At 71.2% G+C, this 12,265-nt stretch carries 11 protein-coding genes; 10 read left to right on the forward strand and 1 reads right to left on the reverse strand.

The window, feature by feature from the left end:
- Positions 1 to 120: 120 nt before the first annotated feature.
- The 4 genes from gatC to gatB are packed head-to-tail and all read left to right on the forward strand — an operon-like array spanning position 121 to position 3,680.
- A complete protein-coding gene (gene gatC / locus ACZ7NC_RS28980) occupies positions 121 to 417 on the forward strand; it encodes an Asp-tRNA(Asn)/Glu-tRNA(Gln) amidotransferase subunit GatC (RefSeq protein ID WP_007384860.1) in 297 nt (98 codons plus the stop codon).
- A 3-nt stretch (positions 418 to 420) separates the two neighbouring features.
- Complete coding sequence (gene gatA / locus ACZ7NC_RS28985; RefSeq protein WP_471492432.1) at positions 421 to 1,914, forward strand: Asp-tRNA(Asn)/Glu-tRNA(Gln) amidotransferase subunit GatA; 1,494 nt, start codon at positions 421 to 423, stop codon at positions 1,912 to 1,914.
- Positions 1,911 to 2,150, forward strand: coding sequence for a hypothetical protein (locus ACZ7NC_RS28990; protein ID WP_194040287.1), 240 nt, complete (start codon positions 1,911 to 1,913; stop codon positions 2,148 to 2,150). The genes gatA and ACZ7NC_RS28990 overlap by 4 nt, the downstream gene beginning before the upstream one ends.
- Positions 2,151 to 2,165: 15 nt before the next feature.
- On the forward strand, positions 2,166 to 3,680 hold the full coding sequence (gene gatB, locus ACZ7NC_RS28995) for an Asp-tRNA(Asn)/Glu-tRNA(Gln) amidotransferase subunit GatB (protein WP_471492433.1): 1,515 nt from the start codon (positions 2,166 to 2,168) through the stop codon (positions 3,678 to 3,680).
- Between the two features lie 60 nt (positions 3,681 to 3,740).
- Here the strand turns inward: gatB and ACZ7NC_RS29000 are convergent, their stop codons facing one another.
- Positions 3,741 to 4,544, reverse strand: coding sequence for an SAM-dependent methyltransferase (locus tag ACZ7NC_RS29000; RefSeq protein ID WP_471492434.1), 804 nt, complete (start codon positions 4,542 to 4,544; stop codon positions 3,741 to 3,743).
- A gap of 187 nt (positions 4,545 to 4,731) precedes the next feature.
- Between ACZ7NC_RS29000 and ACZ7NC_RS29005 the strand changes: the two genes are divergently transcribed.
- The 6 genes from ACZ7NC_RS29005 to ACZ7NC_RS29030 all read left to right on the forward strand — a co-directional run bounded on the left by ACZ7NC_RS29005 (position 4,732) and on the right by ACZ7NC_RS29030 (position 12,239).
- Positions 4,732 to 5,082, forward strand: coding sequence for a hypothetical protein (locus ACZ7NC_RS29005; protein WP_471492435.1), 351 nt, complete (start codon positions 4,732 to 4,734; stop codon positions 5,080 to 5,082).
- Between the two features lie 210 nt (positions 5,083 to 5,292).
- The gene (locus tag ACZ7NC_RS29010) at positions 5,293 to 7,539 is read left to right on the forward strand and encodes an MMPL family transporter (RefSeq protein ID WP_471492436.1); all 2,247 of its coding nucleotides are present in this window, start codon (positions 5,293 to 5,295) and stop codon (positions 7,537 to 7,539) included.
- Positions 7,517 to 8,092 (forward strand): GNAT family N-acetyltransferase, encoded by a 576-nt coding sequence (locus tag ACZ7NC_RS29015; RefSeq protein ID WP_471492437.1) that lies wholly within the window; start codon positions 7,517 to 7,519, stop codon positions 8,090 to 8,092. Before ACZ7NC_RS29010 ends, ACZ7NC_RS29015 begins: the two co-directional genes overlap by 23 nt.
- A gap of 54 nt (positions 8,093 to 8,146) precedes the next feature.
- Positions 8,147 to 8,728, forward strand: coding sequence for a hypothetical protein (locus ACZ7NC_RS29020; RefSeq protein ID WP_471492438.1), 582 nt, complete (start codon positions 8,147 to 8,149; stop codon positions 8,726 to 8,728).
- A 206-nt stretch (positions 8,729 to 8,934) separates the two neighbouring features.
- A complete protein-coding gene (locus tag ACZ7NC_RS29025; protein WP_471492439.1) occupies positions 8,935 to 9,132 on the forward strand; it encodes a hypothetical protein in 198 nt (65 codons plus the stop codon).
- A 59-nt stretch (positions 9,133 to 9,191) separates the two neighbouring features.
- Positions 9,192 to 12,239, forward strand: coding sequence for a helix-turn-helix transcriptional regulator (locus ACZ7NC_RS29030; RefSeq protein ID WP_471492440.1), 3,048 nt, complete (start codon positions 9,192 to 9,194; stop codon positions 12,237 to 12,239).
- The last annotated feature ends 26 nt before the right edge of the window (positions 12,240 to 12,265 follow it).

Consider the following 12,265-nt stretch of genomic DNA (forward strand, 5'->3'; position numbering starts at 1 on the left):
GTCCGCGTTCGTCCGCCGTCACTGGCGGGCGAGGGTCGGGGGAAACCGTTTCACGGCCACCGCCCTCCGACCCATAGGATTGGGCCGAAACCCAACACACTCACCCCAGAGGATCGCTGCATGCCTGGCATCACGCGCGAGGAGGTCGCCCACCTCGCACGGCTGGCGCGTCTGGAGCTGAAGCCCGAAGAGCTCGAGCACTTCGCGGGACAGCTGGACGACATCATCGGCGCGGTCGCACGCGTCAGTGAGGTCGCCGACCAAGACGTACCGCCGACCTCGCACCCGCTCCCGCTGACGAATGTCATGCGGGCGGACGAGGTCCGTCCGTCGCTCACCCCCGAGCAGGCGCTCTCCGGCGCCCCGGCCCAGGAGCAGCAGCGTTTCAAGGTGCCGCAGATCCTGGGGGAGGACTAAGCCATGACGGACATCATCAAGCTCACCGCCGCTGAGACGGCTGAGAAGATCGCCTCCGGCGAGCTCACGGCCGTACAGGTCACCGAGGCCCACCTGGCCCGCATCGAGGCCGTCGACGAGAAGGTGCACGCCTTCCTGCACGTCGACCGCGAGGGTGCCCTCGCCCAGGCCCGCGCCGTCGACGAGAAGCGTGCCAAGGGCGAGAAGCTCGGTCCGCTAGCCGGCGTCCCGCTCGCGCTGAAGGACATCTTCACCACCGAGGGCATCCCCACGACGGTCGGTTCCAAGATCCTCGAAGGCTGGATCCCGCCGTACGACGCCACGCTCACCAAGCGGCTGAAGGCCGCCGACGTGATCATCCTCGGCAAGACCAACATGGACGAGTTCGCCATGGGGTCCTCCACCGAGAACAGCGCCTACGGCCCGACCGGCAACCCCTGGGACCTGACCAAGATCCCCGGCGGCTCCGGTGGCGGCTCCTCCGCCGCGCTCGCCTCCTTCCAGGCACCCCTCGCCATCGGCACCGACACCGGCGGCTCCATCCGCCAGCCGGCCTCCGTCACCGGCACGGTCGGTGTGAAGCCGACGTACGGCGCGGTCTCGCGGTACGGCATGGTCGCCTTCTCCAGCTCCCTCGACCAGGGCGGTCCCTGCGCCCGTACGGTCCTGGACGCGGCCCTGCTGCACGAGGTCATCGCCGGGCACGACCCGCTGGACTCCACCTCCATCGACGCCCCGGTCCCGCCGGTCGTCGAGGCCGCCCGCAACGGCAGCGTGCAGGGCATGCGCGTCGGCGTCGTCAAGCAGTTCCGCGGCGAGGGCTACCAGGCCGGCGTCATCCAGCGCTTCGACGAGTCCGTCGAGCTGCTCAAGGAACTGGGCGCGGAGATCGTCGAGCTGGACTGCCCGTCCTTCGACCTGGCGCTCTCGGCGTACTACCTGATCGCGCCCTCCGAGTGCTCCTCCAACCTCGCCCGCTTCGACGGCCTGCGCTACGGCCTGCGGACCGGCGACGACGGCGGCCACTCGGCCGAGGAGGTCACCTCCCTCACCCGTGAGGCGGGCTTCGGCCCCGAGGTCAAGCGCCGCATCATGCTCGGCACCTACGCCCTGTCGAGCGGGTACTACGACGCGTACTACGGCAGCGCCCAGAAGGTCCGTACGCTCATCACGCGCGACTTCGAGAAGGCCTTCGAGCAGGTCGACGTGATCGTCTCCCCGACGACGCCGACCACCGCCTTCGCGATCGGTGAGCGCGCCGACGACCCGATGGCGATGTACCTCGCCGACCTGTGCACCATCCCGACGAACCTCGCGGGCAACGCCGCCATGTCGCTGCCCTGCGGCCTGGCTCCGGAGGACAACCTGCCGGTCGGCCTGCAGATCATCGCCCCGGCCTTGAAGGACGACCGTCTGTACAAGGTCGGCGCCGCCGTCGAGGCGGCCTTCGTGGAAAGGTGGGGGCACCCGCTCCTGGAGGAGGCTCCGTCGCTGTGAGCAAGCTGTCCAAGGCCAAGGACTTCAAGAAGTCCAAGTCCGGTACGTACCTGTCCATCGCCACCACGGCGTTCGGCGCCGTCGGTGTCGCCAAGCGGTTCAAGAAGGCGCGTGCCGAGAGCGACACGCTGGTCCTGATCGACGCCGCCGTGTCCGCCGCCGCCATCGTCACCGGCCTCGCCATCCTCTACCGCGAGCTGAAGCGGCTGGGCGACGACGACGTCCTGCTGGGCTGAGAGGGAAGTTTCACCGTGACCACCACGACCGACCTGGTGTCGTACGAGGACGCGCTGGCGTCGTACGACCCCGTCATGGGCCTCGAGGTCCATGTCGAACTCGGCACCAAGACCAAGATGTTCTGCGGGTGCTCCACCGAGCTGGGCTCCGACCCCAACTCGCAGACCTGCCCGACCTGCCTCGGCCTGCCCGGCGCGCTCCCGGTCGTCAACGCGACCGGCGTCGAGTCCGCGATCAAGATCGGTCTCGCGCTGAACTGCGAGATCGCCGAGTGGTGCCGCTTCGCCCGGAAGAACTATTTCTATCCGGACATGCCGAAGAACTTCCAGACCTCCCAGTACGACGAGCCGATCGCCTTCAACGGCTACCTCGACGTCCAGCTGGAGGACGGCGAGACCTTCCGCGTGGAGATCGAGCGCGCCCACATGGAGGAGGACACCGGCAAGTCGACGCACGTCGGCGGCGCGACGGGCCGTATCCACGGCGCCTCGCACTCGCTGCTGGACTACAACCGCGCCGGCATCCCGCTCATCGAGATCGTCACCAAGCCGATCGAGGGTGCGGGCGAGCGTGCTCCCGAGGTCGCGCGGGCGTACGTCCGTGAGCTGCGCGAGCTCATCAGGGCGCTCGGTGTCTCGGAAGCCCGCATGGAGATGGGGCAGATGCGCTGCGACGTGAACCTGTCGCTGCGCCCGAACGGCACCGAGAAGTTCGGCACGCGTTCCGAGACGAAGAACGTGAACTCGCTGCGTTCCGTGGAGCGTGCGGCCCGCTTCGAGATCCAGCGGCACGCGGCCGTCCTGAGCAGTGGCGGGACGATCATCCAGGAGACCCGTCACTTCCACGAGGACACCGGGTCCACGACCTCGGGCCGAGTGAAGGAAGAGGCCGAGGACTACCGGTACTTCCCGGAGCCGGACCTGGTCCCGGTGGCCCCGTCCCGTGAGTGGGTGGAGGAGATCCGGGCGGCCCTGCCCGAGCTGCCGCTGGCCCGCCGCACCCGGCTCCTCGCGGAGTGGGACATCTCGGCCACCGACATGCAGGCGATCCTCAACGCCGGCGCGCTGGACCCGATCGTCGCCACGATCGACGCCGGTGCCGACGCAGGCTCCGCCCGCAAGTGGTGGATGGGCGAACTGGCGCGCAGCGCCAACGAGTCGGGCAAGTCGCTGGACGAGCTGCCCATCACGCCGGCCCAGGTCGCCCGGGTCTCCGAGCTGGTCTCGAAGGGCGACCTGAACGACAAGCTGGCCCGCCAGGTCATCGAGGGCGTTCTCGCGGGCGAGGGCACCCCGGACGAGGTCGTGGACAAGCGCGGTCTGAAGGTCGTCTCCGACGAGGGTGCCCTGGGCACCGCCGTCGAGGAGGCCATCGCCGGCAACCCGGCCATCGCGGACAAGATCCGCGGCGGCAAGGTGGCCGCGGCCGGCGCCCTGGTCGGCGCGGTCATGAAGGCGACCCGGGGCCAGGCCGACGCGGCTCGCGTCAAGGAGCTGATTCTGGAGAAGCTGGGCGTCAGCGAAGGCTGAGACACAGCGCGTACGGCCCCGGAGGCAAGGTCATCCGGGGCCGTTGTGCTGCTCACGGGGTCACTTACGACGCCCCACGAGCCGTACGAAACCCAGCGCGCGCCCCTCGTCCAGCCGCACCATCTCGCCGACCCGGCGGGCCATCGTGCGATGGAACTCCTCCGGGCTCTCCTCGGCGATCACGTCGCACCACAGCAGCCAGTCCCGCCAGCCGTCCGGCTGCCACTCGGCGACCTCGACCTCGACGGCGCCGCTGCGGGTCCAGTGCCGCCGCCACCAGTCGGCGGAGTGGAAGCACCAGTAGCCGGGCTCCCAGTAGGGCTTCAGATGCTCCGGCGGCTCGATGCCGGCCGGCTCCTCACGCAGTGCCGGTACGACGACACCGATCCGCCCGCCCGGCCTCAACAGGCGGGTGAGCGTGGGCAGATACAGATCGTTGGTGCCGAAGTACTGGTACGCGTCGATGCTCACGATCGTGTCGAAGCTGCCCTCGGCGAACGACAGGTCGTGCGCCTCCACGCGCACGGGCAGCACACGGTCGGCGAAACCGGCCTCGGCGACGCGTCGGGCGTTGTCGTCGGGTTCGATCCACAGGTCGGCGGCGGTGACCTGGGCGTCGTACTCCCTGGCCAGGAAGACGGAGGTCATCGCCCGGCCGCAGCCCAGGTCGAGGACGCGGGCACCGGGGCGCAGGGCGTCCAGGCCGAGGGCGGGGGCCAGCCACTCCAGCAGCCAGAGTGCGTTCGGGCCCATCTGGTTCTCGACGACCCAGCGGGGGTCGTAGCTGTTGCTGAGCGGGTAGCGGGGGTGGGTCAGCCGCTTGGCGAGGTCCTCATCCGAGGTCCTCGGGGTGATGTCCGGCATCGGTGAAACGGCTCCTTGAGTCCGGGGAAGCGGAAAGGGATACGGAGGAGCTCGGCCGGACGCTCAAACAATGCACCTGCCCAGGTCGGCGGCGGTGTGCCGCACTACGGCTGACCTTCGGAAGCTAACAGCCGGCCGTACGGTCCCGCATCCGGTTTCTCGGCGCGACGCGCTACGCTCGCCCGCCATGAGTGGACGCGGTGATTCCGAGATATCCGGGACGCGGGAGGAGCGGTTCGAGACGCCGGACGACGAACAGGCCAAAGACCGGGAGGACGTCGAGGACCCTGCGTGGGTGGCGCGGCGGGCCCGCTGGACGGCGATGGTGACCGGGGCGCTCCTCACTCTCGCCGGGCTGGCCGCGTCGGCGGGGCGGGCGAGCGGGTCCGCCCCGGCCCTGGTCCCGGCCGCCTATGCCGTCGGCGCCGCGGTCTGCGCGCTCGCCGCCTTCCTCGGCTCGCGGGGTCGCACCCGCCGGGCGCTGTGGCTGCTCGTCACCGGCGTGATGGTGATGGCGCTGGGAGATCAGTTCGACTGAGGTGAAAGGCGTCACGCCCGGACGACACAGTGGCCGTTACTGTCCTGTGATCTGGCTCCCATTCCTGTGAATAAACCCACGAACGCGGCAAACGATCTCCCCCGCCTGCGAGAGTTTGCTTCACATCGCTCATGCGTTCTTTGCGGGCTGTTCACTTCATGGACGACGGTTCCCGGCCAAAGATCCACAAATCGCCCCGGGAGCACGTTCGTGGCAGCTCTTGCACGCTGGTGTGTTCAACGCCGCCTCGTCGCCGTACTGCTCTGGTTGCTCGCCTTCGGCGGGGTCACCGCGGCCGCCGCGGTGACAGGCTCCGCGTACTCGAACGACTACGACGTCCCCGGCACCGAATCGGGCCGCGCCACCCAGCTCCTCGAGGACGGCTTCCCCGGCCTCGGCGGCGACAGCGACACCGTCGTCTGGCACACCACGTCCGGCACCGTCCAGGCCGCCGACGTCGAACAGACCATGACGCACACCCTGGACGAGATCGCCGAACTGCACGGCGTCGCGGCCGTCGGCAGCCCGTACGCCAAGCAGGGCGCCGCCCAGATCAGCGAGAACGGGAAGACGGCGTACGCCACCGTCACCTTCGACGACAGCGCCGAGAACCTCGACAGCGGCGAGGCACAGGCCGTCGTGGACGCGGCCGAGGACGCGCAGGCGGACGGGCTCCAGGTGGAGCTGGGCGGCAGCGCCGTCGCGCTCACCGAGTCGTCCGGCGGGCATCTCGCCGAGGTCGTCGGGGTGGCCGTCGCCGCCGCCGTGCTGTTCCTGGCCTTCGGCTCCCTCGCCGCATCCCTGCTGCCCATCGCCACCGCGCTGGTCAGCGTCGGCACCGCGTACGCCGGGACGGTGCTCCTCGGACACGCCATGACCGTGGCCGACTTCGCCCCCATGCTCGGCATGCTCATCGGGCTCGGCGTCGGCATCGACTACGCGCTGTTCATCGTCACCCGACACCGGCGCGGCCTGAAACGCGGCCTGTCCGTCACCGAGTCGATCACGAACGCCGTGGCGACCACCGGACGCGCCGTCGTCTTCGCGGGCGCGACCGTGTGCATAGCCCTGCTCGGGATGCTGATCCTGCGGCTGAGCTTCCTCAACGGCGTCGCGATCGCCGCCTCGCTGACCGTGGTCCTCACGGTCGCCGCCTCCGTGACCCTGCTGCCCGCCCTGCTGGCCTTCATCGGCATGCGCGCCCTCAGCCGCCGCGAGCGACGCCGGCTGGCCGAACACGGGCCCGAGCCCGAGCTGCCGACCGGGTTCGCCGCCCGCTGGTCGGCGTTCGTGGAGCGCCACCCCAAGGCGCTCGGCGCCCTCGCCCTGGCCGTCATCACGGTCCTCGCGCTGCCCACCCTCGGCCTGCGCCTGGGCACCTCCGACCAGGGCAACGGCCCCGAGACCTCCACCACCCGCCAGGCCTACGACCTCCTCGCCGATGGCTTCGGCCCCGGCGTGAACGGCCCGCTCACCCTGGTCACCGAGGTCGACGGCGGCGACGACAAGCTCGCCCTCGACAACCTCGACGCCACCCTGCGGGGCACCGAGGGCGTCGCTTCGGTGACCCCGGTGACGTACAACGCCGGCGGCGACACCGCGTACCTCACCGTCGTACCGGAGTCCTCCCCGCAGTCGCGGCAGACCAGCGATCTCGTCGACCGGCTGCGCGAGGAGGTCCTGCCCCGCGCCGAGACCGGCACCTCGCTCGATGTGCAGGTCGGCGGCATGACCGCCGGCTACGACGACTTCGCCGACGTGATCGTCGGCAAGCTGCCGCTGTTCGTCGGCGTCGTCATCGGCCTGGGCTGTCTGCTGCTCCTGCTCGCCTTCCGGTCCGTCGGCATCCCGCTGAAGGCCGCCGCGATGAACGTGGCCGCCGTCGCCGCCGCCTTCGGTGTGGTCGTCGCGATCTTCCAGTGGGGCTGGGGGAGCGAACTGCTGGGCCTGGGCCGCGCGGGCCCGATCGAGCCGTTCCTGCCGGTCATCATGGTGTCGGTGCTGTTCGGCCTCTCCATGGACTACCAGGTCTTCCTGGTCAGCCGGATGTACGAGGAGTGGCTGGAGACCGGCGACAACCGGCGGGCCGTCCGGGTCGGCCTCGCCGAGACCAGCCGGGTGATCAACTCCGCCGCGGTCATCATGATCTCGGTCTTCCTCGCCTTCGTCCTCAGCGGCGACCGCGTGATCGCCATGTTCGGCATCGCCCTCGCCGCCGCCGTGGCCCTGGACGCCTTCGTCCTGCGCACGCTTCTCGTCCCCGCCCTGATGCACATGCTCGGCGATGCCAACTGGTGGCTGCCCCGCTGGCTCGACAAGCGCATGCCCCGCATCAGCATCGAGCCGCCCGAGTCCCGGGCCGCCCATGAGAGGCTGGCCGCCGCGACGGACGCCGAGGTGGCGGACGTGCTGGCCGAGGAGGAGCGACAGCGGGATGTACGCGATATCGCTGGGTGACGACGGAGCCGAGCTGCGCCCCCTGGAGCCCTGGCACGCCGAGGAGTTCCTGGCCCACCTGGAGCGAGGACGGGACTTCATCAACCAGTACGTCCCCTTCGGCTCCAAGGCCACGGACGCGGACTCCGCGCGCGAGGCGCTCCAGCGCTACGCCGACATGCGGGCTGCCGACACCGGGTCCCTGCACGGCATCTGGCTGGACGGAAAACTCGTCGGCGGGGTGCTCTTCCTCAACTTCGACGCCGAGAACGCCAACTGCGAGGTCGGCTGCTGGCTGGAACCCGCCGGCACCGGGCGCGGGCTCGTCACGCGCGCGATGCGCGTCCTCGTCGACTTCGCGATCGAGCGGCGCGGCATCCACCGCGTCGAGTGGATCGCCTCGGCCGGGAACACGGCCAGCCTGAACGTGGCCCGGCGGCTCGGCATGACCCGCGACGGAGTGCGCCGGGAGAGCTACCCCTATCGTGGGGTGCGGCACGACCTCGAGGTGTGGTCGATTCTGGCCCCCGAGTGGCGTGAGGCACGCGCGCGTGCCGCCCACAACGACCATTGAGAGTCTCGACGATCATTAAGAGACCTCTCAGACAGCGTCCGTACGGTGCGAGGCATGGGAACGAAGACAGTGGACGAGAGCGGGGCCGACACCGGCACCGAGGCGAAGACCGACGAGGAGAAGGTGGACGTCGTGAAGGCGACCGAGGCCACCGGCTCCGCCGACGCCGACGAGGTGACGGAGACCGACGAGGCCGCCGAGGCCGACGAGGAGGTGGCCGCCGAGGCGACGGAAGAGAGCGCCTCCGGCGTCGGCCAGGGCGCGGGCGCCGTCGTCTCCGTGGCACTGGGCTTCGTGTCGCTGACCGGCAGCTGGATCGGCACGATCGCCACCGCCCGGGAGAACCTCCTCGGTCAGCTGGAGAACTCGTCCAACTCGGACGTCAACAAGCTGATCCAGGCGGGCTACGTCGACGGCTGGCACGCCGCCGCCCTCTGGGCCGGGCTGTTCGGGCTGGTCGCGCTGATCGTGGGCGTCGTGGTGCTCATCCGCCCGGCGTTCGGGGTTCCCGGCAAGCCGCAGGCCACCTGGATCAAGTCGGTCGCCTGGGGCGGTGTCGCGCTCGGCGTCGTCGGCCTGCTGCTGGCGGTTCTCAAGTACACCGACGTCCTGCTCAGCGTTCCCTCCGTGGGCTGAGTCACCGCAGGTCCCGAGGGGTCTTAGACGCTCCGTAACGTACTTACGGCGCGTCTGAGGCCCCTCACGCGCGTCTAAGGCCCCTCCCACCGGCAAAGATGCGGAACTCTCCCGATGTGGCGGACCCGCCTGGGAGACGAAGGTTGGGTCATCGCAGCAAGCGATGCCGAAACCCGACTCCCACCAGGAAGTACGAGGGCCCCGCCATGTACGAGTACGAACTCCACCACCTCCGTTCCGCCGACCTGATCCGCCAGGCCGAGCACGAGCGCCTGGTCCGCGAGGCGGTCCGCGTCCGCCGCGCCGCGCGCCGCGAGGCCGCGAAGCGCTCCGCCGAGAGCGCGGCGGAACCGGAGGCGCATACGTCCCGCTTCCGCAGGCATCGGCATCCGCGCGCGGCGTGACGGCACCCGCGACGCCGAGCTCGGCGAAAACCGGTGCCGCAGCGTCGGCGTCGCATGACATGCTCGGCCCCGTGGAGAGCAGGTCCGTCAGTCCCGTGTTCATCGGTCGCGCGGCCGAGTTGGAGACCCTGAACGACGCCCTCGCGCGTGCCGCCGGGGGCGAACCGCAGGCGTTGGTGATCGGCGGCGAGGCCGGGGTCGGCAAGACCCGCCTGGTCGAGGAGTTCGCCGCCGCCGCGGGCGAGGGTGCCGTCGTCGCGCTCGGCGGTTGCGTGGAGATCGGCGCCGACGGACTGCCGTTCGCCCCGTTCTCCACCGCGCTGCGCGCCCTGAGCCGCGAACTGCCCGCGGAACTCGCCGCCGCTGCCGCCGGTCAGGAGGAGGAACTGGCCCGGCTGCTGCCCGAGTTGGGCGAGAGCGCTCCGGCTCGCGGAGCGGACCGTTCCGACGAGGAGGGCATGGCCCGCCTCTTCGAACTCACCGCCCGCCTCCTGGAGCGCGTCACGGCCGCCCGTACGGTCGTCGTCGTGCTGGAGGACCTGCACTGGGCGGACGCCTCCACCCGCCATCTCCTCGCCTATCTCTTCCGCACCCTGCGCACCGGCCGCCTGGTCGTCCTCGCCACCTACCGCTCCGACGACATCCACCGACGCCACCCGCTGCGGCCCCTGCTCGCCGAACTGGACCGGCTGCGCACCGTCCGCCGTATCGAACTCGGCCGCTTCAACCGCGCCGAGGTCGGCCGTCAGATCGCCGGGATCCTGGCCCACGAGCCCGATCCGGCCCAGGTCGACGCCATCTTCGAACGCTCCGACGGCAACGCCTTCTTCGTCGAGGAACTCGCCGTCGCCGCCCATGAGGGCAGCCGCACCGGCCTCACCGACTCCCTGCGCGATCTGCTCCTGGTCCGTGTCGAGAGCCTGCCAGAGAGCGCCCAGCGGGTCGCCCGGATCGTCGCCGAGGGCGGCTCCACCGTCGAGTACCGGCTGCTGGCCGCCGTCGCCCAGCTCGCCGAGGACGACCTCATCGAGGCACTGCGGGCCGCCGTCAACGCCAACATCCTCATCGCCGCGCCCGGCGGCGACGGCTACCGCTTCCGGCACTCCCTGGTCCGCGAGGCCGTCGGCGACGACCTGCTGCCCGGCGAGCGCTCCCGCCTCAACCGCCGCTACGCCGAGGCCCTGGAGGCCGACCCGACGCTCGTCCCGGCCGGCGAGCGCGTCATGCGGCTGGCCAGCTACTGGTACCACGCCCACGACCCCGCCAAAGCCCTGCCCGCCGTCCTGGACGCCTCCGTCACCGCCCGCCGCCGACACGCCCACGCCGAGCAACTGCGGCTGCTGGAGCGGGCGATGGAGCTGTGGGACACCGCCCCCGAGGACATCCGCGCCACCCTGCGCCCCGTCGACTACGCGGAGGTCTACCCGCCCTGCGGCTGCGACCCCGCGACCACACCCCTGCGCTACCTCGACCTCATGGCCGAGGCCGCTGTGGCCGGACGGCTGTGCGGGGAACGCGAACGCGCCCTGAAGATCACCAAGCGGGCCCTGCACCTGCTGGAGGACGAGCGCGACCCCCTGCGCGCCGCCTGGTTCTGGGTCCAGCGCTCCCGGCTCGTCCAGGCGCAGGCCCGCGGTGACGGCTGGAAGGAACTGGGCATCGCACAGGACCTGGTGCGCGGCCTGCCGCCGTCCGAGGTGCACGCCGAGGTACTGGCCGCCGCGGCCAACTGGTCGATGCTCCGCGCCCCCGGCCCCGACGCCATGTCCGCCGCCGAGCGGGCCGTCGAGTACGCGCGCATGGTGGGCGCCGAGGACATCGAACTCAACGCGCGCCTCACCCTCGGCGTGCTCACGGTCGACGCCGGCGAGATCGAGGCCGGGGTGGCGCAGATGTACGAGGTCAAGGACGAGGTACTGGCCCGTGGCCTCACCGCCGTGGTGAGCCGCAGTCATGTGAACCTCCCGTCCGTCCTCGAAGGCGTCGGCCGCTCCGAGGAATCCGTCCGCATCCTGCGCGAGGGTCTGCGCCTCACCCAGGAGTGGGGCCTGCGCGACTCGGAGGCCTGGATCTGGACGAACCTCGCCGAGTCACTGATCTCCCTGGGCCGCTGGGACGAGGCCGCCGAGGCCGCCGTGAACGCCCAGCGCACCGGACAGTCCGCCAAGCCGCGCGGCGGCGGCTCCAACCGCCTCGCCCAACTCGCACTCGCCCGCGGTGAGATCACCGAGGCCGCCCGCCATCTCGCCGCCGCCCGCGCCCACTACGGCACGCACGACCCCATGCCGCAGAACAGCCTGCCGATGTCCTTCCTCGCCCTCGGCATAGCCGCCGCCGAGGGCCGTCTCCTCGACGCCCGCGCGGAGGCCGACCGCGCCCTGAGCGCGGGCTTCCCGCCCGGCACCCAGCGCTACGCGTGGCCGCTGCTGCTGGCCGCCGCCACCGCCGAGTCCGACGCCCGCGCCCATGCGCTGCCCGCCGCGCAGGAGGGCCGCGCCGCCTTCCTGGAACGGCTCTTCGAGGCCGTCCGCAAGCTCACCACGGGCGCCCCCCTCTGGCTGGCGTACGAGAGATGGACCCGAGCCGAACTCGACCGGGCCGCGGGCCGGAGCACCCCCGACACCTGGTCGGACGTGGTCAACGCCTTCGAAGCCCTGGAGCGCCCCTACGACCTGGCCCAGGTCCGCCACCGTCTGGCCGAGGCACTGCTCGCCATCGGCGGCGACGACGAGCGCGCCCGCGCCACGGAACTGCTCCGCCTCACCCGAGCGACCGCCGGCCACCTGCGCGCCCGCCCCCTCGTCGACGCCGCCACACACCTGGCCCAGCGGGCCCGCCTCAGCCTCACGACGGCGCCGCCCCCGACCGACCCGGCCGGCTCCCTCGGCCTCACCACCCGCGAACGAGACGTCCTGCGCCTGGTCGCCGCCGGCCGCACCAACCGCCAGATCGCCGAGGAACTCTTCATCTCCCCGAAGACGGCCAGCGTCCATGTCTCGAACATCCTGGGAAAGCTCGGTGTCTCCGGGAGGGGCGAGGCGGCGGCGGTGGCGCACCGAACGGGTCTGTTTCCGGCCGAAAAGCTCACGTCGGGGACGACGAGCTGAGGCTTACGCTGTAAGGGACGCCGGCC

The organism is Streptomyces sp. NPDC111802 (assembly GCF_055634335.1).